The sequence below is a fragment of the Cohnella sp. genome (assembly GCF_041641335.1).
In the GTDB taxonomy this organism is placed as follows: domain Bacteria; phylum Bacillota; class Bacilli; order Paenibacillales; family Paenibacillaceae; genus Cohnella.
In genome coordinates this window covers 1-25,531 of sequence record NZ_JBEPYQ010000102.1, presented here as the reverse complement: position 1 = coordinate 25,531, position 25,531 = coordinate 1, and the positions used below count along the sequence as shown (strand labels likewise).

Here is a 25,531-nt window from a genome sequence, read left to right as displayed (position 1 = left end):
GAAATCTAGAGGACGACAGAAGACGGATCGAGTCAAGCTTGTCGAAGAGAATCAGCGCGTCATCCTGCGTTAGGCAACGATAAATGAATATCCAATTTTGTGGAAAATCGCGTCTCTTGTTCCTGCTTTGATTTTTTGGCTTACTGCGAAGAGAGTGGCATGGAAAAATATGAGACCCAATCACAATATTGGATTATGGTTGATCCCTGTGTTGTCATGTGAGGTTTGATGCATGGATAGTGACTTTTTTGGCCTTGGCCCCACCGCCCCGGCTCCGCCGAGGCACTTTTTTGGCCTTGGCCTCGCCGCCCCGGCTCCGCCGAGGCACTTTTTTAGCCTTGGCCTCGTCGCCCCGGCTCCGCCGAGGCACTTTTTTGGCCCCGATCTCGCTGCCTCGGTTCCACCGAGGTACTTTCTTGGCCTTGGCCTTGGCTTCGCACTCGTACCAGTATCACGCCGTCGTTGCTACAGCACTCTTAGTCTGACAACATTCCCCCATCCACGAGAGGAGAGGCGATTGAACGATGCAGACGCTTAAGAAAGAACAAATCCAGATGAGAGACCCGTTCGTGCTGAAGCACGAAGCGGATAACTGCTATTATTTGTACGGATCTACCGATCCGGATATTTGGAAGAGCAAAGGAATCGGCTTCGACGTCTATCGCAGCAGCAACCTGGAACAATGGGAAGGCCCGTTCCCGGCTTTCCGCCCGGATGCGGATTTCTGGTCGGACAAGAACTACTGGGCTCCCGAAGCCCACGCTTATCAAGGCAAGTATTATATGTTCGCTACGTTCAAAGCGGACGGAGTTTGCCGGGGCACCCAGGTGCTGATCGCCGACCATCCGCTTGGTCCCTTCGTCCCGCACAGCGACGGACCGGTGACGCCACGGGATTGGGAATGCCTCGACGGCACTTTGTACGTGGACGGTCAAGGCGCACCATGGATGATCTTCTGCCATGAATGGGTGCAGATAACGAACGGAACCGTCTGCGCGATCCCCTTGTCGCCGGAGCTGGACCGGTCGAACGGGGAGCCGGTCGAGCTGTTCGCCGCCCGCGACACCGCCTGGGTCGAGCCGGTCAAGAACGGACTCGGCTACGTTACCGACGGACCGTTCGTCCATCGCTGCGCCGACGGAACGCTGCTCCTTCTCTGGTCGAGCTTCCGAGGCGGCCGGTACGCACAGGCGATCGCGCGTTCCGCAAGCGGCGAAGTCGACGGACCGTGGGAGCATCTGCACGAACCGATCTACGAAAGCGACGGCGGCCACGGCATGATCTTCCGCACGTTTGGCGGCGAGCTGATGCTGGCGCTTCATACGCCGAACAAGACGCCGCTGGAACGGCCCGTCTTCCTTCCGTTGATTGAACAGGGCGGACAGCTCCATCTCGCCGAATAAGCAAGCGCATTGGGTTGTCCCATAAGTAGGTCGTACAAGATTATCGATGAAAAAATAGGGCTTCTATCTCCTGGAAACTGCCTTATACGGTCCTGAAATGACCCTGCCGCGGGTTAACCAATTCAAATTTCAGGATCGTATAGCATCGGAAGGAGATAGATGCCCGTCACATTCATCCATCGATTATCGTTTGGTACGACTCTCTTTACTTATGGGACAGCCCCAGATTCCACATAGCGATGCCCTAAACTTTCGACTAACTCCTCACGATACAGCACCTGCACCCAAACGTTGTTCTAAACTTTCGATTAACTCCCCACAATACAGCACCTGCGCCCCGACGTTGTTCTAAACTTTCGATTAACGTCCATCCCGCTTAGCTGCTCTCCCCGACAAGCGCGTCTACATGATGCGCAATGCCGGCTCGACCGGGCAGAAGCAGACCGGCACGCCCGGAAAGCAATCGCGCAGGCGCTCGGCCAACAGCTTCATACCCGGCTGCTCGCTCTCGAGATGGCCCAGGGCGACGACTGCGACTCGTTCTCCCAGCTCGGCCGCATCTCGCGCGTACTCCGGCGTTTCCCACTCCGGTCCTTCTCCGTACAGCACGATATCCGCACCGTACCGCTCCAGAAGCGGAACCGCAAGCTTTGCGCCGCCACGGTAGCCGACGAGAATGCCGATCCGCTTACAACTCTCCGGCAGTTGCCCGCCGACTCGTACCTGTACCACTGCCAGCCTTTCCTTGACATGCCGGACGACGTCCTCTCCTGTCATCGCCTCAGGAAGATCGACGATCGAAGCGGCCGGCAAATGCCGAGTCATGCAGCGCTGCCACCCGAGCTCGCGAATCAGCCCTTCCGCGACGATGTCGGGACGGCTGCGATGCACCGCGTCATGGCAGCGATAGACGGCCAGCCCGCTTCCCGCGATCCGGCGTTGCTTCTCCCGGTAAACCGCGCAGCACGCAAGTCTCGCATCCGGATTGTTGTCGTGAGAGTAGAATGCCCCTTCGTGAACAATGAGCAAATCCGCGCCCGAATCTGCCGTTGCTTCAATTACGCCGAGCGTCGCAGTGAACGCCACGACGATTCCCCGTACCCCCGACGAAGGATTCCCCGTGAGCAGCCGGTCCGCTCCGCCGACCGGAGCGCCGCCCAACGTCGACAATGCGTCGATGACCTCCTGAACTTTCAGTTCCGCCATCCCTGTTCCCCCTTCGCCGTCTCCGTTAGTAGATCGTACGGCCCTTTGCGTCGGAAACGCCCGATTTGCGATAAAAGTAAGTGTTGACGATGTCCCGCCATTCCCGCGCTTGTTCCGCCTGGTGCACAAGGCGCTCGCGCACTTCCTTGTGCGCCTGGGGGTCCAACTCTCCTCTCAGCGAGTCCCACGTTCGCAGCAGCCCTTCCGCTCTGTCCGCTCCCTCGAAATGGGAGTCGTAAATATGCTGAATGACCGTCTTGCCGGACTTGAGCACATGCGAATAAGGCACATGGTGGAAGAAGAGCAGCAGCTCGTCCGGACAGCGTTCCACAGATTCGTAAATTTCGCGATTTGGAGAATGATACTGTCCGGCGTAACCCGTGCCGGAGCCTAACGTCCGGTCTACCCCAATGCCATCCCGATCGGCAAAATGGTACGTCCCCCACTTGGAGTACTCGTAACCGTCGATATTCGGTCCGTAGTGATGGTCGGGATTGACCATCCAGCCGACGCCCAGCGGAGCCGTATAGGATTCATAGATGTCGTAAGATTCGAGCAGCATCCGCAGGACTTCGCCTTTGATGCCCGAGCCCGAGGTTGCTCCGAACGTCAAGTCGACCCATTCCTCCGCGATCCGTTCCGCGCCCAGACCGGTATCCCATGCCAGTCGCGCGTATCCGTACAAGTTGACCTGGGCCAGCAGATGGCCGGTCCAGTTGTCGTCGTCCCCGACGTTCGCCACCGCCGCCATTCCTCCCAGCTTTCTTCCGAACAGAGTGCCGGCAGCGACTCGAGCGACCGTCGAATTTTCGCCAATCGCACAAGTATCGAAATCCAAAATCTCCTTCCATTGAGGCACCAAGTAGCACAGATGCCGCTGCTGACCGGTGTACTCCTGCGTGATCTGCAGCTCCAGCAGCTGATTCGTTCTCGTCATGCCGCCGAGCAGCGGCGAGACCGGTTCGCGCACCTGAAAATCCATCGGACCGTTCTTGATCTGCAGAAGCACATTGTCCTTGAACTTCCCGTCCAGCGGCATAAAATGGTCGTAAGCCGCACGAGCCCGATCCGTCGAACGGTCGCGCCAATCTTGCTGGCAGTCGTAGACGAAGCACCGCCAGATAACGATGCCGCCATAAGGCTCAAGAGCGTTGGCCAGCATGTTTGCTCCGTCTGCGTGATTCCGTCCATACGTGAACGGACCGGGGCGGAATTCCGAGTCGGCCTTCACGAGGAAGCCTCCGAAATCGGGAATACGGCGATACACGCGCTCCGCCGCCTCTCTCCACCAGACGGCGACGTTCCCGTCCAACGGATCGGCCGTGTTCAGCCCGCCGATCTCGATCGGACCGGCGAAGTTGACGCTCAGAAACAGACGGATGCCGTAAGTCTGGAAGACGTCTGCGAGTTTCGCGACCTCCGGCAAGTACGCGTCGGTGATGAGCAAAGATTCCTGCCGGTGAACGTTGACGTTGTTGATCGCGACCGCGTTGATCCCGACGGAAGCGAGCAGCCTCGCATAATCGCGAATCCGACTCAGATCGTCCGTAACGGCTCCGTCCTTGAAAAACAGGCTTTTCCCGGCATATCCGCGCTCGATCGAGCCGTCCAGATTGTCCCAATGATCGAGCATTCTTAGCGCGTTCGCGGGAGTTTCCCGCACGTCCAATCCGTCCAGTCTCTTGCCCGCCTGCATCAAGCGAAGCAGATGGAACGCCGCGTACAGCACGCCCCTGTCCGTCTCGGCCGTCAGGACGATTCCGTCGTCCGCGACGGCGCGGATCGTATAGCCTTCCTCTCCGAGCGAGCCCGTCTCCTCCGTCCCGATGCCGGCAGCCGCAAGCGAACCGATCGCGCCCGCCGTAATGCCTTGCACCCGCCTCTCGTTATCGTCGCCGCTCTCTGGTCCCTTTCCCAACATCACATAAAGCGCCCTCTCCAGCTCTCCCCTGACCGTCCGCAGCGTCGGCGAATTTCCGACGACGGTCAGACGGGAGCATCGCCGCTCATAAGCTTCGCGCAACCGAGCGTCGGCGACGTATTCGTAGTTCAACCAACAGCCGTAGCCGTTCCCGATCGTTTTCATTTATGCCATCTTCCCTTCTTCTATCGTTGCGGAAGCGATCAGCTCGCTCGCCGTAACAAGTTTATAGCCGCTCTCGTTTTACCGAAAATGAAAGAGTCCCATGCGATGAGAAACACTTCGATTGTCTTCTATGCGCCGTTCCGCGGATGCCAGATCCGGAAAGATCCGCTTAACGCCAGCATCGCGAACAGGTACAGACAATTGTCGTAGTAACGTCTATCTCCCGTGCGAACGGGCGTGCTCCAGAACAGCTCGACGGTAGCTCTCGCGTGTTCTCCATCCGGATTGGCCAGCGAAGCCATCGCGTTGGAAGCGATCAGTCCGACGGGATGCAGCGACTTCTCTTCGAACGGCTCTCCGGCGATCGTGTATCTACGGTAGTCCGCGGGCTTCTTGTCGGAGAAAAATTTCTGAATCCGACCGACTTCCTCGCGCTGCCACGCCGTCGCCCCAAACCATTCCGCGTCCAGTCCGACGTTAGCGGCGACGCGATAGGAGTCGCTGAAGAAATGGCCGTACCCGCGCTCGTCGTTGGGCGTTCCATCGTAGAAGGCGTATTCCGGCGCCAGGCCGGTGTCCGGGTGGCAGGCGAGCTTTAGATATTCCCGGCTCGCCACGACCGCCTCATTCCAGAACGCCCGATCCTCCTCGTTCGCCCACAACGCGAACAACTCGTAGAAATGGGGAAGATGATAAGAAGGATCGCTATACTCGCAATTCGGCACGAACTTGATCAGCTTGTTGTGCTGATTCCACATGGGATGTCCGATGCCGTCCTCTCCCTTGTGCACGCAAACGCTCAGCAGTTCCCTCGCCTTGGCCCCGTAATCGAACGGCGGAGCGCCGTCTCCCCATCTGTGCGAGGCGAAGAACAGCGCGAGCGCGAAATATTCCTCGCCGTCGGGCGCCGGACCATGCGACCGCTTCGTTCCGTCGGGATCGCACGACCAGGCGAAATACCCCGCGTTTTCTCCCTCGCTCATATACATATACTTGTACGTCCACTTCCACAGCCGGTCGAACACATCGCGCTGATCAAGCTGCACGGCCATCATCATGCCGTAGGACATTCCTTCCGTTCGTACATCCAGGTTGCCGGTATCCAGAATATAGCCCATGTCTTCGCCTATCGGATAGTAAATCCGGGTCTCTTCATGGTCCCCGAAGAGCAGCTCCCAGGACGATTCCAGCCGGACCGCGATCTCTCGCTCGTCATAACCGTATTCTGCAAGCAAGTTGCGATAGATACCGGAATAACAAGCTCCTGTGCTTGCGACTTTTCCCCTCAACCTTTAACCCCTCCCATTGTCACGCTCTTGACTAAGCGCCGCTGCAGGAACGGATGCGCCATGAAGATCGGAAGACTCGCCACGAGCGTCATCATTGTCGGCACCGAATCTTGATTTTTTTGAGTGATCCAGAAAGTATAAAATTTGCTTTACTTTTCTGAATCACCTCCGACAAAAACGCGATTCAGCGTCAAGAGGACGCCGAAGGCGTTTTTGCTTGACGCGGCATTTTATGCCTTTGACAAAATCGCGTTCTTGTATTCCGTCGGGGTTCTTCCCTCGACTCTCTCGAATTGGCAGACGAAGTAGTCCGCGTTGCCGAAGCCTACGCTGGCTGCGATCTCGTACACTTTGCGGTCCGTCCGCCTGAGCTGCCTTTTCGCTTCCGCAATGCGGATTTGCAGCAAATACTCGTTAAAATAGACGCCGTACGTTTTTTTGAATAACTGGCCCAAATAGACCGGGTTCAAATAAAAGCGTTTGGAGATGCTCTTCAGATTGAGGTTTTCGCCGAATTGGCTGTCTATGTACGCCTTGATTTTCCCGATGTCGCCTTTCGTCATCGCGCTGCGCAGTCCGGACATGTAGCCGGCGCTTTCCCGCAGAAATTCGAGGAACAGAACCTTCAGCCCGTAAAGCGTTCTCGGCTCCAGCTGCGTTCGCAGCAGTCGGTGCAGCGAGGTCACGGCGCTCGCGTCGCCTTGCATGTTTTGAATGACGGCGCAGACCCCGTGCACGCATCTGGAGATCGAGGCGTGCACCGACTCCGGTGAATAGCGCTGTTCGCGGAACATGTCGAAAATCAACCCGGTTGCCTTCTCCATTCCTTCCTCGTCCCGTTCCTCCAATCGTTCGAGCAATTCGGTCAACAGGGCGGGGGCCAGCTCTTTGTAAGCAACGCATTCCCCCGCCGCCTCTTCGTGGACGAGCACGCTTCTGTCCAAGGCGAATTTGAAGCTCGCCAGCGCGGACGCCGACGCGTACGACTCCCTGACCCTCTCCAGCGACGGCACAATCGCGCCCGCGTACACGCGCGGAACTCCGTCGACGTGAGCGCCTACCGCGCGGATCAACCTTTCTCCCAAGATTCGGATTTCCTGCACGCCAAGCTTATCGAACAGCAGGAAATGAACCTCGGTCAGGCTTCTTGCGAGCAAGCACGGAGCTTTCCCGTTCGAATGAGCCGCGGCTTCTTCCCTGATCGCCTGCTTAACTCGCTCCATCTGCTCCATTCCGCGCGCCTCGTTCGAGTCGAACGCGATGTCGTTGATCTCCACGGACACGCAGCGCAGCGGACGTTCCAGCGGCAGGTCCAAAATGCGGGACGCTTCGCCCAGATAAGCTTCATCGGACTGACCCGTCAGCAAGCGGTCGAACGCCAACCCTTGAATGAGGCGGCACTCGACCTCCGTCCGCGCCGGTTCGACTTTCGGGGCCGCCGCGATCCGCTCCAGCGTCGCCGCCAGTTCGTTCTCGTCGACCGGCTTGAGCAAATAATCGGCCACTCCGTAACGGACGGCTTGTTGCGCGTATTTGAAATCCCCGTATCCGCTTACGATAATAAAGTTTGTTTTGTCGTTGCCGCTTTCCTGCACTTTGCGGATCAGCTCCAGACCGTCCAGAACGGGCATGCGAATATCGGTAACGACGACGTCCGGACGAACCTCTTCGATCAGCGCGCAGGCGTCTTCCCCGTTCTCCGCTTCACCGACTACTTCGTATCCAAGCTTCTCCCAAGGAATAAGCCGGATCAGCCCTTTGCGAGCGAACACTTCATCGTCGACCAGAATCGCCTTTTTCACTTCGCATCCCTCCCCGCCCCTTATCGAGCTATTCTTCCAGCCATAGCGCGCTGGTCACGCCGCGCGGATAATACTTGCTGCCGATGATTTCCCCGGCGAGGATCTGGTCGCTCCAGCTCCAGTAAGACAGCTCGGGATGCGTCAGCCAGCCGACATGCGCCGCGTCGGCCGCCGGGCCGCCTTCGCCGAAATCGACGCCCATAATGCGGCGAGCGATAAACTGGCACAAGTATATTTTGCTGAGCCAGGAATTGTCGCTTGTCGACGACAGCTTCCAGCCGCCGTCCGGGAACAGGCAGGCTCCGGTCGAGAACACGTGATCCAGATGCGTCCGCAGCGCCTGCAAGTACGGCGCGAACCGTCCGTTCGGATCGAGCGCCTCCTCGTTCCCCGTCATGTAAGGGAAGATCAGTCCTTCGATCGCGGGAATGATTTTGGAGTCGTTGCCCTCGCCGATGACCGCCGGAATGTAGCCCTTCTCATTGAGCTGCGAGGCGATTGTGGATGCACACCGCTGCGCCTGCCGTCCGGCCTGCTCCGCCAGTTCCGCCCAGCCGTAGCGCGCGAACAGCTTCTCCATCGCGACGTAGGCCGCCCAGCACTTGCCGGCCATATACAGATTGTTCCGGGATTGCCCGAGCGACACGTCCAGGCTGTCATACGTCGTAATCTCGGCGCCGCCCATCGTGCGGGAGCTGTCCAGCCCCATCAGCCCGTTGCGCTTGTCCGGTTCGGGATGATCCCGGTTGAGCATGCTCTCGAAGCAGGACTTGAGCAGATCAGCCTTTTCCTGCAGCCACGCCCGGTCTCCGGAGCGCTCGTCGTATACGGCGGCGCACAGAATCCAGTTGACGAGCTGCTCATGCGTCATATGCGAGAAGCAACCGTCGATGCCGTACATTTCGTAGGAGGAATGGGACGGACGGGAGAAGACGTTGCCGACGCCCATGTCGTGCGTAAAGCTGATTCCGCCGGGATGGAGCTCCTTCACTCCGGGAAAACGCGCCTGATCTTCGTAGCTGTACCGGTCGACGAACTGGTCGAGCACGTTGCGAACCGTCCACGGATTCAGCTTCATCTCATAAAACAATTGATCCACCGTCAGATCGAACGTGTTCATCATCCGGTATTCGCCTTCGTTCACGACCCACAGCGGCCTGCCGTCCCTATCCGCGAGCAGCTGCGTGTTGCCGTAGTAGCTGTGGACGGAATGACGCAGCATGAACTTCTGGTTTTCGTTCAAACCGGACGTCTCGATCTCCTCGTCCGCGGACGCGCAAGCTTCCGTCAGCCGATCGAAATTCGCCAGCGCATAGCCGGCCACTTCCTCGATATTGCGGAACAGCCTCGTATAATAGTAGCTTGTCTCGATCCCAGCCGTCGCGACGCCTCCGCGGAAGAAGCAGATCGCGAAGCGAACCGTGCGGATATCCCCCGCTGGCACGTCCGCCAGAATCGCTCCCGTCATCCCGAGGCCGAACGTCCAGTTTTCCTCCAGCTCGGCGCCGAGAATCCGTTCCATGCCGAAGCCCATCGCCGAGCGGGCCGACGGATCGTCGGTCGCGATCGCAGTGATCAGCCCCTGGCCGACTCCCTTGATCCTCCCGTCCGTCGTGTCGTCCAGCCGGCGCATGTTCGAATACGGATCGCTGCCCCGGTATCCGAAGAAAGCTCTGCGGCTCTTCGAGCCCTTGCGATTGTCGACGGTCAGCTCGGCGAACACCGCCGGCAGCAGCGCGTCCTTCAGATCTTCTTCGGAAGCACGCTCCGGATCGGGAACGGGACGTACGGGGGAATAGACGCGGAATACGAGATCCTCCGCCTGCCAAGTATCGGAGCCCAGACGAAGCTCTCTGCGAATGTCGTCGTCCGCATAAGGCAAAATCCGCGGACCGGCGCTATCGTCGTCCGCTTCCTTCTCCACGTCGTATCTCCTGCTCTCGTCGACGGCGCTTGCGAAGAACGGCAATGCGCCGTACAGCCGCTTGCCGTTGTCCGCCTCCACTCCGACGTACACGTTAAGGTCGGCCGGCTTGCCCAGCTCAAGGCCCAGTCCTCCCATCGCTCCTTTAAACCCTAGAGTAAAACTTGCGAATGCTCCTATAGGCGAATGATGCGCGTTGAAAAAAAAGGTCATGAATATGCTCGCTCCTTTGCGGTCTTTGCGGCCTATTCCCAAAGTAACACCGCCCGGCGTGACGATCCATGCTCTTTTCTCTCTTTTATTTACCCAAATCGAGCCTGTAATCTGTTAAAATAATGAGGCTCCATCATTCGCCAAAGGGGGAAGCCTCGTGGATGCCAACATGCGCACGGGTCAAAAAAACAGCGTCTCGGAGCAATTCGTTCCCGACCTGAGATCGGCCCATCATATTTCCTTCATGCACGCCCGGGAAGTAAATGCGGACTGGATTTACCCTTCCCATGAGCATAAACAGTACGAGATCAACTACGTCCTGCGCGGCTGCCAGACGATGGTCATCGGCGGCGCGCCCTGCCGTCTCGACCCGGGCGACTTCGTTCTTATTCGTCCCGCCGACATTCATTCCAGCAGCTCCGGCTCGGCCGACGGGTTTGTCTATTTCTGCCTGCACTTCGAGATCGACGACCCGCCGCTTCTCCATCTGCTGGACGCCTTCCCGCGTTCCGCGATCGCCGGAACTTCCTCCGAAGGAGCCGCCGTCCGCCCCATACTCGACAAGCTGGTCGCTTACGCCGTCTCGGACCAACCGTTCGATCTTGCGGTCAAAACCGGCATCCAAGCCGCGTTCTACGAGCTGCTGTCCAAGCTGTGCTCGGCGCTGTCCGGCGGCGCGTACCCGAACGAAGACGGAAGGCCGCCTCACCCGGAGACGGCCCATCGCATTGAATCCCTTATTCATGCCGCGACCAAACAGCCGATCTATCACGGCCATTCGCACGGGGAACGCCCGCTCGTCGGGGAGATCGCCCGCAAGCTTGGCATTAGCGAATCCCACTGCAACCGGCTGTTCAAGAAAGTGTACGGCGTCTCGCCGCGTCAGTATTTGTCGATAATCATCCGCGACGAAGCCCAGCGTCTGCTGCGGGACACCTCGCTGTCCGTCGATCATATTTCCAGTCTGCTGGGCTACCGCGACATCGCGCATTTCAGCCGCCAATTCAAACGGTGGACAAGCGTCTCGCCGCGCGATTACCGGTCGGGCTTGCTCCCCATCCAACCGAGCTCGTAAGCGTACCTGGCGAGCTGGACGCGGTTTTCCAGATGCAGCTTGTGCAAAATGTTTTTCAGATGATTTTTGACCGTATGCTCCGAAATCGTCAGCTCCGACGAGATGTCCCGGTTGGACATCCCTCTGGCGACAAGGCCGAGAATTTCCGTCTCACGCGCGGTGAGCGGGTTCTCGGGCGACTTCGGCCTCCCCGCCGCCGGGGAAAACTCCTTCAATATCCGAAACGCCAGCTCGCGGGTCATCGGCACCTCGTCCACGGCGATCGCGCGCAAATATTCCAGCCAAGCCCTCGGGTTCAAGTTTTTCAACAAGTAGCCCTGAGCCCCTTTCTTCAAAGCGTCGAACAGATGGGCGATATCGTCGGATACAGTGACGATGACGATTTTCACGTACGGATACTTTTCCTTCAACCGCTTCGTCGCCTCGAGACCGTCCATGTCCGGCATATGAATGTCCATCAGAATCAGGTCGGGCATCCACTGTTCCGTCAGCGCAAGCGCTTCTTCCCCATTCGTCCCTTCGGCCACAATCTGGAACTGCGGATCGCCTCCGAGAATCGTTCGAATCCCTTCCCTCGCCTGCCTGCTGTCATCGATGACCAACACGCGGAATCCGGCTGCGTTCATCGCTGAGCCTCCTCGTATGTCTCCTTACCGCTATTTTACGGAAAAAGCATCCGTTTAAGATGACTCTTGCGGGCTATAAAAGCGCCTAATATGTGAACTTATTATGGCGGTTGCGCCCTGCCCCGGCCCTGTTGTGACCCTTTAGAGCTATAGCGGGCGGAAAAGACGATTGCTATGATGGAGGTGAAAACGAAACTAAGGGGGACTTCGCATGAGTAAATGGATCATGTCGGGGTTGATCGCGGTTGCCTGCTTGTTCGGCATCTACTTGCTGGCGACGGCGCTGCCCGAGAAAGAAGAAGCGGCCGACAAAGGCCCTGCGTTCGTCGTGCCGGAACGCGCTGTAGACGCGGCGGCGTCGGAGCAGATTTATCAGGCGCTGTGCATCTCCTGCCACGGCGATCAGCTTCAGGGAGGCGCCGGACCGGAACTGGCGCACATCGGTTCGGCCATGACGAAGGAGCAGCTCTACAAGACGATCAAGGAAGGCAAACGGGGCATGCCGGCTTTCGAGAAACGGCTGACGGAAGACGAGCTGCTGACGATCACGACATGGCTCGCCTCGCACGAATGACGGGTTCGGGAGGTGCCGCTTATGCGGGGACGGACTAGCTCCGCCTCCTGGCTGTTCAACGCGTGGGCGGTAGCGGTCGTTGCGACGGCGGGAAGCTTGTACCTGAGCGAATACTTGCATTTTGTCCCATGCAGCCTGTGCTGGTACCAGCGCATCTTCATGTATCCTTTGACGATACTGCTCGGTATCGCGTCCTGGCGCGGCCAGAAGCAAATCGTGCCCTACGCGCTGCCGCTTGTCGCGATCGGAGCCGGCTTCTCCGTCTACCACATCGCGGTGCAGGAGCTGCCGCACGGTCCGGACGGACCGTTCTGCGGCCCTGTGTCGTGCATGAACGACGTGCTGAACGCGTTCGGCTTTCTCACCGTGCCGATGCTGGCTCTGACCGCTTTCGCGATGATTTTCGCCTGTCTGCTGTTCGCTCGCCGGGCGGCAAATTGAAGCAAGGAAGTGACCCATTGAATCCCAAACTGAAAAGCTATCTGTTCCCCGGCCTGCTGGCCGTGCTCGTTCTGGGAATCGCCGGCTATCTTGTCGTCCAATCTCTCGGCTCCGGCTCCTCGCTTCCCGTTGTGCAAGCCGCGCCAGATTTCGAGCTGACGAACGCGGACGGACGGCAGATCAAGGCCGGCGACAATGCGGGCAAAGTCGTGCTGATGGAATTCATGTTCACCAGCTGCCCCGACATCTGTCCGGTAACGACTTACAAAATGGTGCAGCTGCAAGAGCAGCTCAAGCAACAGGGCACATTCGGCGACAAGGTGCAGTTTGTGGCCGTCACCTTCGATCCCGAACGCGACACGCCCGAGACGCTGCAAAAATACGCCGAGCGCATGGGAATGGACATGAGCGGCTGGCACGTGCTGCGCGGAGAGGAAGCGGCAACGAAGGAGCTTGCCGCCAAGTACGGCGTCAACGTCGTCAATATGGGAGAAGGCCAATTCGTGCACAACGTCACTTCTCTGCAATTGATCGACGCCAAGCAGCAAATTCGGCGGGTATACGAGATGGGCGACGGCATGGATAACGAGGAGGTACTGAAGGACATCTCTAGTCTTTTGGACGAATAGAAATGAAGAAGGCTCCGATTCGCCAATCCGGCGGGTTCGGAGCCTTTATTTGCGCAGGCAAACCGTATTTAGTAAATAAGGCTGTCCGCGTACATAACGACATGCAGCCTCGCCAGGATGGCCGCCGCCTGCTCGCGGACGAGCGTCCGCCCCGGCTCGAATTTCCCGTCGCTGCCGGTCATGACCTGATGCTCGAACACGGCCTGGATCGCGTGCCGACTTGCGGCGGACAGGCCGTCGATGTCGGAGAACGCCATCCGCTCCGCGCTCCCATAGGTGGAGAGGCGTCCCGCTTTGGCCGCCATCACAGCCGCTTCCTCGCGCGTAATCGCGCGATTCGGCCCGAATCGCCCGGAGGTTCTATCCGTAATGCCGAGCTCTGCCGCTTTGGCCAACGTTCCGCTGTACCATGCGCCTGCCGGCACGTCCGTGAATGTCTTCCCCGTCTTCGGCGCCGCCTCCTCTCCCAGCAGCCGAAGCAGCAGCGCGGCATACTCCGCACGGGTCAGCGCTTGCTTCGGAGCAAGCAGCTCGCCCTTGGCGTCAATGCCCTGCATATATCCTTGCGCCAAAATAAACCCCATTTCATCCCGCGCCCACGAAGACACCTGCGCCTCATCCGCGTAGGCGGACAGTTCGGGCGAGAACACGCGCAGCGTGAAATCACCTCTGGCTACCGTCGGCACGGCGTTTTTCCGGTACCCGGTCACCTCGATGCGGTATACTCCCGGCTTGAGCGCTTCGAACGACACTTTTCCTTCTGCATCGCTTACCGCCGTTTTTCCTCCTAACCGAACGGTTACCCCTGGCGCGATCAAGTATCCGAGCCGGCGATTCGCTTTTTTGACGTACAGTTGAAACGGTTTGCCCACGGGAATGGGAGAACCTAGAACCGTCTGCCCTTCGAAATCCCATTCAATGCCGATCGTATCAAGCACGGCAGTGTTGTCCGAGCCGTAATAGACGAACAGCTTGTCTCCTTCTGAGAGCCGCAGTCCGTCCGGGAAGTTCTCGGGGAAGTGCCAACCGCCGAGCTTCGTGCGCACAGCCAGCTTCCAGCGGTCTTGTCCGCCGTAACGCCCGTCCGCAATACCATTGATGGCGCCGATCGTCTGCCGGCCTTCCGGATCGCTCTTCAGCTTATAGGGAATGCCTGCCTTCTTCAGAAATGCGACCGCAGACGCCAGCGCCTCGCCGCTCTGCCCGCGCCCTTCCGCCAAAGTTCCTTCCGGACCTTCGACGGATACCGTCACGCTGTCCCCGATGACCGGCTGCTTCCAGATGACGTTCAGCGCCGGCTCGCCGCCGGCGAATCGCTTGTAGACGGTCAACGCCATGTAGGCTTGAACCGTCGCCGTCATGTCAGCGGTTCCGCCTTCGCTTTGGGAGAAGCCTCCTCCCTCAGTCTGCCGCGTCAGCAACGCCTTCAGAGGCTGGTCTCCGGTCGACGTCAACCACTCCGAGGCATCGATCCCCAGCGCGGACAGGGCAATGACGGCCAGCGCCGTATCCGAAGCGCCGCCGAAGCCGCCGTCGTCTAACTGCTGCGTCTTCAGCCATCGCAGCGCCTTGCTCGCCGGCTCCGAATCCGACGCCGGCGCGAGCGCCATCAACGCGCTCGACGTCGCAGCCACGCTGCCCTCTGCGGAATCAGCGCCCGGTAAAGTCCAGCTGCCGTCTTCGGACTGCAGCTCAAGGAGTTTGTAGTAGATCCGGTCCGAGTACCACTCCGTGCGCGCCAGAGTGCCCGACACCGAGCGGTTGCCAACCAAGTGGGCCAGAGCGAGCCCCGGCGCTCCCTCCGCTTCCATGCCGCGGTGATTCATCAGGATCGGATATAAGTCTAGTCCGGCGATAAAATTGACGCTGCCTCCGGCCGCGGCGTAACCGGCCATCGAGCGGGCCAGCTCGCTGACCTTGTCGTATTTGCCGCGATTGTCGAGCAGCTCGTCGGCTTTGCGCCGCAAGTAGCTGTCGGGAACGTCCTTCCCGTTCAGCGCCAGGCCGATCGCCGCCCAATCCGACAGCGGCTCCTGCGCGTACAACAGCCGTTCCACGTCTTCCAGCGCTTGCCGCATCTCCTCCGTGAACGCAGGCGCAGGCGGTTTAGACGGGCGTTCGGCTTCGCTGGCGGCTCCTTCTGCCGCCAGAGCCAGGCCTGACGATTGCAAGATCATAGACAAGCCGATCAGCGCCGCCAGCACCGCTCGAAAGAGACGGTAACGCACGCCGACCGCCAACTTCCATCCAGCCAGACTATGTAGGATGAATCTTTTCATTTGTTTCTCTCCCTTCTATATATGTTGGACGAAAGGAGCGGAAGGATAGTTTCGTTTCCGCTTTATTTTTCCAGCCCCGCCACTCTCGCGCCGCTGGCCAGTTAACCGCATGAAATGCAAAAAACCCTGCAAGGATCGCGAACAATCCTTGCAGGGGCCATGTTAAACCGTTAGATCCACTGGAAGTGAAAGCTGCCTTCGCGGTCGACGCGCTGGAACGTGTGCGCGCCGAAGTAGTCGCGCTGCGCTTGCAGCAGGTTGGCCGGCAGACGCTCCGTGCGGTAGCTGTCGTAGTACGCCAGCGCGGAAGCAAATGCCGGAACCGGAATGCCTCTCTCGACGGCGACGGCGACCACTTTGCGCCAAGCCGCCTGATAGTTTTTGACGACGCCGCCGAAGTAATCGTCCAGCAGCAGATTCGTCAGCTCCGGATGGCGGTCGTACGCGTCCTTGATGTTTTGCAGGAATCTGGCGCGAATGATGCAGCCTCCGCGGAAGATCATGGCGATGCCGCCGTAGTTCAGGTTCCAGCCGAATGCTTCGGAAGCGGCCTTCATCTGCGCGAAGCCTTGCGCGTAAGACGCGATCTTGCTCGCGTACAGTGCCTGGCGCACCGCCTCGATGAACTCGCGGCGATCGCCGTCGTACGCGGAGACGGCCGGACCGTCCAGCTTCTTGCTGGCGGCGACGCGCTCCTCCTTCATCGCGGAGATGAAGCGCGCGAACACCGACTCCGTAATGATCGACAGCGGCACGCCGAGGTCGAGCGAGCTTTGGCTCGTCCACTTGCCCGTGCCCTTCTGTCCGGCGGAATCGAGAATGACGTCGACCATCGGCTTGCCCGTCTCCGGATCGTTCTTGGAGAAGATGTCGGCCGTAATCTCGATCAGATAGCTGTCCAGCTCGCCATTGTTCCATTCCGTGAAAATCTCGTGCAGCTCGTTCGTGCCGACGCCAAGCACGTCCTTCAGCAGGTGGTACGCTTCGCCGATCAGCTGCATGTCGCCGTATTCGATGCCATTGTGAACCATTTTGACGTAGTGGCCTGCGCCCTCTTCGCCGATGTAAGTACAGCAAGGATCGCCGTCGACCTTCGCCGAGATGGCCGTCAGAATCGGCTCGACCAGCTCGTACGCGCTCTTCTGGCCGCCCGGCATGATCGCCGGACCGTTAAGCGCGCCCTCTTCGCCGCCGGATACGCCCGCGCCGATGAAGCGGAACCCCTTCTCCTGCAGCTCCTTGTTTCTTCTCTGCGTGTCCGGGAAATAAGCGTTGCCGCCGTCGATCAGGATGTCCCCCTGGCTCAGGTGGGGCACGAGCTGATTGATCGTGTCGTCCGTCGCCTGTCCGGCTTTGACCATGATCAGTATTTTGCGCGGCGTCTCCAGCGAGGCCACGAACTCTTCGACGCTGTACGTGCCGACGAAATTTTTGCCCTTCGCCTCTTCCAGCAGCTCCTTCGTCTTCTCCGGAGAACGGTTGAATAAGGCGACGGAAAACCCTTTGCTTTCGATGTTCAGAGCGAGATTTTTGCCCATGACGGCCAAGCCGACGACGCCGATCTGCTGCTTGCTCATTGACGGTTCCTCCCCAACATATCTCTATTATTTAATCTCATTAATGAATTGTCCGACTCCGCGGAAAACCGTCCTTACTGGACGGCTTTTTTCCAGTCTGCCGCGAACTTCTCCATCCCTTGATCCGTCAGCGGGTGCTTGGAAATTTGCTCGATGACGGAGAACGGAATCGTCGCGATATGCGCGCCGGCCATTGCTACGCGGGTCACGTGATCCGGATGGCGAACGGAAGCGGCGATGATTTGCGTGTCCAGGTTATGCGTGCGGAACAGCTCGGCGACTTTGGAGACCAGCAGAACGCCGTCTTCCGAAATGTCGTCCAGACGTCCGAGGAACGGAGATACGTAAGTCGCGCCGGCACGGGCGGCGAGCAGCGCCTGGTTTACCGTGAAGATAAGCGTGACGTTCGTTTTGACGCCTTTTTTGCTCAGGTAGCGGCAGGCTTCCAGGCCGGCCAGCGTCATCGGCAGCTTGATCGTGATGTTTTTGTCGTAATCGTTGATCTTGATCAGTTCGTCCGCTTGGGCGATCATTTCTTCTGCGGTGAGCGCGTCCGGCGTGACTTCGGCGGATACCGACTCCACTTCCGGAACTTCGCGCAAAATTTCGGCGATCCGGTCTTCGAACTTGACGCCTTCTTTGGCGACGAGCGACGGGTTCGTCGTTACGCCGGACAGAACGCCGATTTTGTATGCCTTCTTAATATCCTGCAGGTTAGCCGTATCGATGAAAAATTTCATGTGGATGACCTCCGTTTTTTAATATCATTAATTTATTTCGACAAATCTTTGGCCAAACGAACGACATGCCCGACAGAGAAACCGAAATACTCCAGCACTTCGCCTCCAGGTCCCGATGCGCCGAACGTGTCGATCGACAGCGCTTTGCCTTCCGGTCCGGTATAGCGGTCCCACCCAAGCGAGATGCCGGCTTCAATGGCGATCCGTTTCGCGACCGAGCGAGGCAGCACGCTTTCCTTGTACTCAGCGGATTGACGCTCGAACAGCTCGCGGCCCGGCATCGCTACGACGCGTACGGACAAGTTATCCCGCTCGAGCTCCGCCTTGGCATTCACGGCCAGGGAAACTTCGGAGCCGGTGGCGATCAGGATCAAATCCGGCTTGTCGTTCGTTTCCGTCAGGACGTAGCCTCCCTTGGCGAGCTTTTCCTTATTCGCCTTCGTCTCTTCGTAGATCGGCAAGTTTTGCCGGCTCAGCACGAGAGCGACCGGACCTTCCTTCTGCTCCAGTGCGTACGCCCAAGCGCTTGCCGTCTCGTTCGCGTCGCTCGGACGAAGAACGGTCAGTCCCGGAATCGTGCGCAGGGCGGCCAAGTGCTCGACAGGCTCGTGCGTCGGTCCGTCTTCCCCGACGGCGATTGAGTCGTGAGTGAACACGTAGACGACCGGGAGCTTCTGCAGCGCGGCGAGGCGGATCGACGGGCGCAAGTAATCGCAGAAGACGAAGAACGTGCTGACGAAAGGCTTTACGCCGCCGTGCAGCGCCATGCCGTTGCCGGCCGCACCCATCGCGTGCTCACGAACGCCGAAGTAGACGTTGCGTCCCGCGTAGGATTCGACGGCGAACTTCTTCTCGCCCTTAATGTCCGTCATCGTCGAGTGCGACAAGTCGGCGCTGCCTCCGAAGATGGCCGGAATGGTTTTCACGAAGTGGTTGATCGATTCCCCGCTCGCTACGCGCGTCGACACCGACTTGGACGTATCGAACGTCAGGATGTCGGAAGCGTCGATCGCCACCGTGCCGTCAATCGCCTGGGACAGCTCCTGACCCAAGGATGGATGCTGCGTCTTATAGGCCGCCAGCAGTTTGTTCCATTCTTCTTCTTTCGCCGCTCCGTTTTGCTTCAGCTGCTCGAAGTGCGCTTTAACCTCGGCCGGGACGGTGAACTCTTCCTCATAAGTCCAGCCGTACACCTGCTTCGTCGCCTTGGCCTCGTCCTTGCCCAGCGGATTGCCGTGAACCTTGTTCGTTCCGGCCGCTTTGCTGCCGTAGCCGATAATCGTGCGCACCTCGATCAGCGTTGGCTGGGAGTCGTTCTCCTTCGCGGCCGCGATCGCCTGGCCGATCTTGGCGATATCGTTGCCGTCTTCGACGCGCAGGTACTGCCAGTTCGCAGACTCCGCTCTCTGTTGGATATTTTCCCCGAACGACAAGTTCAGATCCCCGTCGAGAGAGATGTCGTTCGAATCGTACAGCACGATCAGTTTGCCCAGCTTCATATGGCCGGCCATCGACATCGCTTCGTAGGAGATTCCCTCCATGAGGCAACCGTCGCCGACGAGCGCGTAAGTGTGATGATCGACGACCGGAAAGCCTTCCTGGTTGAATTTCGCAGCCAGGTGCGCTTCCGCCATCGCCATGCCGACCGCCATAGCCACGCCTTGGCCGAGCGGTCCCGTCGTGGCGTCCACGCCGTCCGTATGGCCGTATTCCGGGTGGCCCGGCGTCTTGCTGTTCAGCTTGCGGAACTGCTTCAAGTCGTCCAGCGATACGTGATAGCCGGACAGATGCAGCAGGCTGTACAGCAGAGCCGATCCGTGGCCCGCCGACAGCACGAAGCGGTCGCGGTTAAACCATTTGGCGTTGCCCGGATTGTGATTCAAATGACCTGCCCAGAGGGAGTAAGTCATCGGCGCGGCGCCCATCGGCAGCCCCGGGTGACCGGAGTTAGCTGCGTTGATGGCGTCGATGGAAAGCGTGCGGATCGTGTCGATAGCGAGTTGCTCAATGGTTTGTGTTGTAGGCATATTCTTCTCCTTTAATGTTTATAGTTTCAGCCTCACCGTCGAACCACCAGCGGAAGCCGTCCCGCGCGAGCAGCGCGTCGGATTCCGTGGGGCCGTAAGAGCCGGCGGCGTACGACTGCAGAGGCACGATATTTTCGGCGAAGGCGTCGAGGATCGGCTGCACCCACTGCCAGCTCAGCTCGACTTCGTCCCAGTGGGCGAAGAACGTGCCGTCTCCGCGCAGCGCGTCGTGAATCAGGTTCTCGTACGCTTCCGGAACGTCGTCCTGGCTGCCGTGCAGCTCGACGTGCAGCGGCTTGAACTCGCCGTCTTCCTTCGTGTTGAGCTGGAGCGTAATGCCTTCCTTCGGACCGATCTCGAAGACGAGCAGGTTAGGCGTGCCGCGGCCCTGCGAAGGCTGCTGCAGCGGCTCCTTGAATTCGACGACGATCCGCGTGCTCTTCTCCTTCATTCTCTTGCCGGTGCGAATGTAGAACGGCACTCCGCGCCAGTAGATGTCGTCGATCTCCAGCTTGGCGGCGATGAACGTATCGTTCGTCGAGCCTTCGGCGATGCCCGGCTCGGACAAGTAGCCGGCGACCGGCTTGCCGCCGATGGCGCCTTCGGCATATTGGCCGCGAACGACGCTGGCCGCGACGTCCTGCTTCTGCAGCGGTACGACGCCCTGCATGATTCTCTTCTTCTTGAAGCGCACCTGCTCGGAGCTGCTCTCGTGCGGAAGATGGATCGCCGCCATCATGAGCAACTGGAGCATATGGTTCTGGAACATGTCCCGCACGGCGCCTACGTGGTCGTAGTAGCCGGCGCGTTCCTCGACGCCGACCGTCTCGCTCGCCGTAATCTGCACGTTGGCGATGTAGCGGTTCGTCCAGAGCGCCTGGATGACCGGGTTGGCTTGCTGCAGCGCCCCCATCTTCTGCACCATCGGCTTGCCGAGATAATGGTCGATACGGAAAATTTCCTCCTCCGCGAACGTCTGGCTCAGCTTCCGGTTCAGGTCGCGGGCCGACGGCAGGTCGTGGCCGAACGGCTTCTCGATGACAAGCCGTTTCCAGCCCTTCTCGGAACCGAGTCCGCTCTCGAGAATGTTGGCCGCGATCGTCTCGAAAAACTCCGGTCCGACCGACAGGTAGAACAGCCGGTTAGGCGGGGCGCTCAGCGCCTCTTCTCTCTGCTCGATCCGCTCCAGCAGCCTTGCGTAATCCTCCTTGCGCCCAATGTCCAGCACGTTGTACCGGAACGCGCGGACGAACCGTTCCAGCGAGCCGTCGTTTCTCGCTTCGCGCCGGGAAAACTGCCGAACGGATTGCTCGACGTTGGCCTGGAAAGACTCGTCGGTCCATTCTCTTCTTCCGAGACCGAACAACGAGAACGATTCGGGCAGCTTGCCGTCAACGAACAAATTATACAAAGCAGGGTATATTTTTCTCTTCGCTAAATCCCCCGTCGCTCCGAACAGTACGAATGTCGTGGCCTCCATCTTCCTCCTGCTCCTTCCGAATGCGCTATGGCGCGCAAGACTGGTATCTCTTTCGTAGTTTCACTATAATACGAATAGGGGTCATACAAGTAATTAATATATTTAACAGGAGCTATAGACCGTGTCTATGACCAACAACTACGAGCTGTATAAGGTGTTTTATTGGGCCGCGAAGACGGGCAGCTTAACCCAGGCGGCCAAAGCGCTGTACCTCACCCAACCGAGCGTCAGCCACGCCATCAAGCAGTTGGAGGACAGCTTCGGCATCACGCTGTTTTACCGGACGGCCAAAGGAGTCGAGCTGACGCAGGAAGGCGCCATTCTGTACTCTTACATCGAGCAGTCGCACATTTTCATTTCCCTTGCCGAGGAAAAGATGGCCGCCCTCAAAAACCTGGAGAGCGGCGAACTGAGAATCGGGGGAAGCGATTCACTGTTCAAGCACTATTTGCTCCCTTATTTGGAGGAATTCCACGAGCGGTATCCGGGCATCCGGCTGCATCTGAATCACGGTACGACGCCGGAGGTCATCTCGTTCTTGAAGGAAGGCCGAATCGATCTGGGCGTCGTGCGCATGCCGATCGTCGATCCGCAGCTCGAAGTGAGGGAGAGCTTCCATCTGCAGGATTGCTTCGTCGCGGGAGCGCGCTATGAAGAGCTTAGGGGCAAGCAGCTGTCGCTGGACTCGCTGCTCGAGCATCCGATCATCTTGTTCTCCCGCAACAGCCGGGCCCGGATGACGATCACGGAAATTTTCCAAAGCTACGGCTACACGATCAAGCCGGAAATCGAAGTCGGCAGCGTCGACCTGCTCATCGAGTTCGCCCGCAGAGGGCTCGGCATCTCCTTCGTGACGCGCGAATTCGTATCCAAGGAGCTGGAGGAAGGCTCTCTCTTCGAGGTCGAACTGGACATTACAATCCCGCCCTCCCACGTCGGAATCATGACAAAGCGAAATATGCCGCTGTCGAGCGCGGCTACCCGGTTTATAGAGATGGTTCGTTAACGCGACTTGCGGGTCGACAGGTTGTCAATTCCCGACCGACTGAGGTACGATGGAAGCATAAAAAAATGGAGGGAAACTGGAGGGAATATGGAAACATTCGTACTGTGGCTGAAATACTTGTTTTTGGGCGTTGTCCAAGGCGCGACGGAGCCGATTCCGGTCTCGTCGAGCGGACACCTGATCATTGCGCAGAAACTTCTGGGCTTGAAGCAAAACGGCCTGAGCTTCGAAGTTTTGACGAACTCGGCATCCTTGATCGCAATCTGCTTTATTTTTCGCCAAGAGATCGGCAAGCTGATCTCGGGAGCCTTCCGCTATCTGCTCACTCGCAAAGCGGAATACAGGTCGGACTTTCTGTTCTGCGTGTACATCGTTATCGGCACGGTGCCGGCCGCCGTCGCAGCAGCGCTGTTCAAGGATCGGATCGAGGAAATCTTCTCTTCCGTACATACCGTATCGATCGGGCTGCTCGTGACGGGCGTCGCGCTGTGGCTCATTCGCAATCTTCGCGGCCGCAAGCTGGACGGAGACCTGTCGGTCAAGGACGCTCTTCTCGTCGGCCTTGCCCAAGCCGTCGCGCTGATCCCCGGCATTAGCCGCTCTGGAGCGACCGTCATCGCGTCGATCGCCGTCGGAATGAAACAGGAGACGGCGCTGAAATTCTCTTTTATCCTCTACATCCCGATCAGCGTAGGCGGCATCGTGCTCGGCGCGTCCGACATCGTCAACGATCCGAATCGGGCGCAGATGGCGATTCCTTATCTGATCGCGTTCCTGACGACGTTGGTTGCCACTTATTATTCCATGAGATGGCTGATGGGGATCATGGCCAGAGGAAATCTGAAATACTTCTCCTACTACTGCTTCGCCGCAGGCATCTTATTGCTCTTATTCTTGTAACGCGAAACAAGGGCAGCCCCAAGATCCTATTCGATCTTGGAAACTGCCCCAATTCTGAATCCTATCCGCCAAAACCGCCCTCTCCGTCCCAAGGACGTCGAAGGCGGTTTTGGCTTGACGCGTCTTATTTCGCTTGAATATAACCTTCCGCCTTAAGCAGCTCGGCAATGAGCACCGCTCCGCCCGCGGCTCCGCGCAGCGTGTTGTGCGACAGGCCAACGAATTTGTAGTCGTACAGGGAATCCTCGCGCAGGCGTCCCGCGGATACACCCATGCCGCCCTCGATGTCGCGGTCCAGGTTCGTCTGCGGCCTGTTCTCTTCCTCGAAGTACGTAATGAATTGCTTAGGCGCGCTCGGCAGGCCAAGCTGCTGCGGACGTCCTTCGAACTCGCGCCAGATCCGCAAAATCTCTTCCTTGGCCGGCTTGTTTTCGAACGAGACGAATACGGTCGCCAAGTGGCCGTCCGTAACCGGAACGCGGATGCACTGCGTCGTAATGAGCGGCGCGTCGGCTTTCACGATCTGTCCGTCCTGGACGCTGCCCCAGATGCGCAGCGGCTCCTGCTCGCTCTTCTCTTCCTCTCCGCCGATGTACGGAATGACGTTGTCGAGCATTTCCGGCCAATCCGTGAAGTTTTTGCCCGCGCCAGAGATCGCCTGATACGTTGAAGCTACGACTTGCGTCGGTTTGAATTGCTGCAAGGCATGCAGCATCGGCACGTAGCTCTGGATCGAGCAGTTCGGCTTCACGGCGATGAAGCCAGTCTCGGTGCCGAGCCGTTTGCGCTGAGCTGCGATCACGTCCAGATGTCCCGGATTGATCTCCGGAATGACCATCGGAACGTCCGGCGTCCAGCGATGCGCGGAGTTGTTGGAGACGACCGGCGTCCCCGTCTTGGCGTACGCTTCCTCCAGCGCCTGGATTTCGTTCTTCTTCATGTCGACGGCACAGAAGATGAAATCGACCTGCGAGGCGACCTCTTCCACTTCGGAAGCGTCGAGAACGACGATATTTTTTACAGCTTCCGGAATCGGAGTGGACAGCTTCCATCTATTTTGCACGGATTGCTCGTACGTCTTGCCCGCCGAGCTCGCGCTCGCCGCGATCGTCGTCACCTTGAACCAAGGGTGCCCATCCAGCAGTTGAACGAACCTCTGCCCGACCATTCCCGTTCCACCGACAATACCGACCTTCAATTGATTTGACATCGCTTGTTCCAGTCCTTTCCCTATCGCGTATTTTACGGATCCTTATACTAACTACCTATTCATAACGAACGAAATGGTGTGCCGACGGCGCTGGCTTCGCGCTTCAACAAAAAAATCCCACCCCCAAGACTTTAGCCTTAGGGACGAGATTGTGTGCTCGCGGTACCACCCCGGATTCGCTGATATGTCGCCATATCCGCCTCTTCAAGTACGGCATTGCCGAGCAATGCTTATACTCTAGCCCTGTAACAGGAGCGCCTGTCGCGCCACCCCCTCGCCATACGAGGTTCCGGCGCGCTGCTCGGAGTCTTTTTTCAATAAAGCATTCTTTACTCCTTCCCAGCCGCCGGAGCTCTCTGCGAAAGAATGGCTTTACCTACTCGTCTCTTCATCGCATTTGTTATTGGGATTATATTATCAAAAATCGCATTCGAGGTAAAGTTATTTTTTCTTCCGCAAAGCCAGAACGACGAACGCGACGACAAGCGCGCCAGCCGCGATCAGCAGCAAGTTGGAAGCGGTCGACCTCGTCTCCAAAGACGCGCTTCCCTCCTCCGAAGAATCAACCTCCGCTTCGGGAGAGGCGGGAAGACTCGGGCTGCTCGAGGCTTCCGGAAGACGCGAAGACGTCTCCTCCGACGTCTGTACGGGATCCGACTCGGCGCTTTCCGCCGCGGACTCCGACGGAGACGGGCTTGGAGTTTCATCGGGAGGAAGCGCGACGGTAAAGCCGAAAGTCCCTTTGATCGGGTGTCCGTCCTCTCCGATAATGCGCCATTCGACCGTATACTCGCCGCTCGGGAGAGCCTGCTCCAGCTTGCCCGTCAGCTTGGAAGAAGCGACGATCTTGTCCGCGAGCGGATACTCGGTTCCCTGCGCGTCCTTCACTGCAAAGCTGCTCGCCTTCTCGATACCCGTAATGAACCTCCCCTACTTACGCTTCGCTTAGAAGTAGGGGTTTCTTACCAGCCACACCGTTACTTTCTGCAAACAAATAGGTTGACTACTTGCTTTCGCTGCCAGCAGCGGAAATCTAACGGTGTG

General features: G+C 58.6%; 20 protein-coding genes and 1 other annotated feature. Of the genes, 7 read left to right on the top strand and 13 right to left on the bottom strand.

The window, feature by feature from the left end; translation table 11 throughout:
• Positions 1–524: 524 nt before the first annotated feature.
• The gene (locus tag ACESLM_RS25575; RefSeq protein WP_372636117.1) at positions 525–1,403 is read left to right on the top strand and encodes a glycoside hydrolase family 43 protein; all 879 of its coding nucleotides are present in this window, start codon (positions 525–527) and stop codon (positions 1,401–1,403) included.
• A gap of 402 nt (positions 1,404–1,805) precedes the next feature.
• On the opposite strand, the gene ACESLM_RS25570 is transcribed toward ACESLM_RS25575, so the two are convergent.
• The 5 genes from ACESLM_RS25570 to ACESLM_RS25550 all read right to left on the bottom strand — a co-directional run bounded on the left by ACESLM_RS25570 (position 1,806) and on the right by ACESLM_RS25550 (position 9,923).
• Positions 1,806–2,609 carry a Nif3-like dinuclear metal center hexameric protein gene (locus ACESLM_RS25570; protein WP_372636115.1) on the bottom strand — a complete coding sequence of 268 codons (804 nt, stop codon included), beginning with the start codon at positions 2,607–2,609 and terminating at the stop codon, positions 1,806–1,808.
• A gap of 25 nt (positions 2,610–2,634) precedes the next feature.
• Positions 2,635–4,695 carry an alpha-glucuronidase family glycosyl hydrolase gene (locus ACESLM_RS25565; protein WP_372636112.1) on the bottom strand — a complete coding sequence of 687 codons (2,061 nt, stop codon included), beginning with the start codon at positions 4,693–4,695 and terminating at the stop codon, positions 2,635–2,637.
• A 128-nt stretch (positions 4,696–4,823) separates the two neighbouring features.
• Positions 4,824–5,984 (bottom strand): family 8 glycosyl hydrolase, encoded by a 1,161-nt coding sequence (locus ACESLM_RS25560; protein ID WP_372636109.1) that lies wholly within the window; start codon positions 5,982–5,984, stop codon positions 4,824–4,826.
• A 230-nt stretch (positions 5,985–6,214) separates the two neighbouring features.
• Positions 6,215–7,786, bottom strand: a complete 1,572-nt coding sequence (locus tag ACESLM_RS25555) for a response regulator transcription factor (protein WP_372636106.1) — start codon at positions 7,784–7,786, stop codon at positions 6,215–6,217.
• Between the two features lie 28 nt (positions 7,787–7,814).
• The gene (locus ACESLM_RS25550) at positions 7,815–9,923 is read right to left on the bottom strand and encodes a glycoside hydrolase family 52 protein (protein ID WP_372636104.1); all 2,109 of its coding nucleotides are present in this window, start codon (positions 9,921–9,923) and stop codon (positions 7,815–7,817) included.
• A gap of 157 nt (positions 9,924–10,080) precedes the next feature.
• On the opposite strand from ACESLM_RS25550, the gene ACESLM_RS25545 reads away from it, so the two are divergent.
• Positions 10,081–10,998 (top strand): AraC family transcriptional regulator, encoded by a 918-nt coding sequence (locus ACESLM_RS25545; RefSeq protein WP_372636102.1) that lies wholly within the window; start codon positions 10,081–10,083, stop codon positions 10,996–10,998.
• Here the strand turns inward: ACESLM_RS25545 and ACESLM_RS25540 are convergent.
• Complete coding sequence (locus tag ACESLM_RS25540; RefSeq protein ID WP_372636099.1) at positions 10,959–11,624, bottom strand: response regulator; 666 nt, start codon at positions 11,622–11,624, stop codon at positions 10,959–10,961. The two genes, ACESLM_RS25545 and ACESLM_RS25540, sit on opposite strands and share 40 nt — an antisense overlap.
• 211 nt (positions 11,625–11,835) lie before the next feature.
• Here ACESLM_RS25540 and ACESLM_RS25535 point away from each other — a divergent pair, with 211 nt between their 5' ends.
• Genes ACESLM_RS25535 through ACESLM_RS25525 form a run of 3 tightly spaced genes read left to right on the top strand, consistent with a single transcriptional unit; the run spans position 11,836 to position 13,268 of the window.
• The gene (locus ACESLM_RS25535) at positions 11,836–12,198 is read left to right on the top strand and encodes a c-type cytochrome (RefSeq protein WP_372636096.1); all 363 of its coding nucleotides are present in this window, start codon (positions 11,836–11,838) and stop codon (positions 12,196–12,198) included.
• Positions 12,199–12,219: 21 nt separating this feature from the next.
• On the top strand, positions 12,220–12,639 hold the full coding sequence (locus ACESLM_RS25530) for a disulfide oxidoreductase (protein ID WP_372636094.1): 420 nt from the start codon (positions 12,220–12,222) through the stop codon (positions 12,637–12,639).
• Between the two features lie 17 nt (positions 12,640–12,656).
• Positions 12,657–13,268 carry an SCO family protein gene (locus ACESLM_RS25525; RefSeq protein WP_372636091.1) on the top strand — a complete coding sequence of 204 codons (612 nt, stop codon included), beginning with the start codon at positions 12,657–12,659 and terminating at the stop codon, positions 13,266–13,268.
• 68 nt (positions 13,269–13,336) lie between these two features.
• Here the strand turns inward: ACESLM_RS25525 and ACESLM_RS25520 are convergent, their stop codons facing one another.
• From ACESLM_RS25520 to zwf, 5 genes are all read right to left on the bottom strand, one after another.
• Positions 13,337–15,547, bottom strand: coding sequence for an S-layer homology domain-containing protein (locus tag ACESLM_RS25520; protein ID WP_372636088.1), 2,211 nt, complete (start codon positions 15,545–15,547; stop codon positions 13,337–13,339).
• Between the two features lie 170 nt (positions 15,548–15,717).
• Entirely contained in the window at positions 15,718–17,124 is a 1,407-nt protein-coding gene (gene gndA, locus ACESLM_RS25515) for an NADP-dependent phosphogluconate dehydrogenase (protein WP_372636085.1), read from the bottom strand.
• A gap of 74 nt (positions 17,125–17,198) precedes the next feature.
• The gene (gene fsa, locus ACESLM_RS25510) at positions 17,199–17,864 is read right to left on the bottom strand and encodes a fructose-6-phosphate aldolase (protein WP_094046554.1); all 666 of its coding nucleotides are present in this window, start codon (positions 17,862–17,864) and stop codon (positions 17,199–17,201) included.
• 32 nt (positions 17,865–17,896) lie between these two features.
• Entirely contained in the window at positions 17,897–19,891 is a 1,995-nt protein-coding gene (gene tkt, locus ACESLM_RS25505) for a transketolase (protein ID WP_372636082.1), read from the bottom strand.
• Entirely contained in the window at positions 19,869–21,371 is a 1,503-nt protein-coding gene (zwf, locus tag ACESLM_RS25500; protein ID WP_372636079.1) for a glucose-6-phosphate dehydrogenase, read from the bottom strand. The genes tkt and zwf overlap by 23 nt, the downstream gene beginning before the upstream one ends.
• Positions 21,372–21,498: 127 nt before the next feature.
• On the opposite strand from zwf, the gene ACESLM_RS25495 reads away from it, so the two are divergent.
• Together ACESLM_RS25495 and ACESLM_RS25490 are read left to right on the top strand one after the other, a co-directional pair.
• A complete protein-coding gene (locus tag ACESLM_RS25495) occupies positions 21,499–22,377 on the top strand; it encodes a LysR family transcriptional regulator (protein ID WP_372636122.1) in 879 nt (292 codons plus the stop codon).
• Positions 22,378–22,464: 87 nt separating this feature from the next.
• Positions 22,465–23,277, top strand: a complete 813-nt coding sequence (locus tag ACESLM_RS25490; RefSeq protein WP_372636076.1) for an undecaprenyl-diphosphate phosphatase — start codon at positions 22,465–22,467, stop codon at positions 23,275–23,277.
• A 124-nt stretch (positions 23,278–23,401) separates the two neighbouring features.
• Here the strand turns inward: ACESLM_RS25490 and asd are convergent, their stop codons facing one another.
• Both asd and ACESLM_RS25480 read right to left on the bottom strand, forming a co-directional pair.
• A complete protein-coding gene (gene asd / locus ACESLM_RS25485) occupies positions 23,402–24,487 on the bottom strand; it encodes an aspartate-semialdehyde dehydrogenase (protein ID WP_372636073.1) in 1,086 nt (361 codons plus the stop codon).
• Between the two features lie 136 nt (positions 24,488–24,623).
• Positions 24,624–24,888: a binding site (T-box leader), on the bottom strand.
• A gap of 40 nt (positions 24,889–24,928) precedes the next feature.
• Positions 24,929–25,399 (bottom strand): copper resistance CopC family protein, encoded by a 471-nt coding sequence (locus ACESLM_RS25480; RefSeq protein WP_372636119.1) that lies wholly within the window; start codon positions 25,397–25,399, stop codon positions 24,929–24,931.
• Positions 25,400–25,531: the final 132 nt, after the last annotated feature.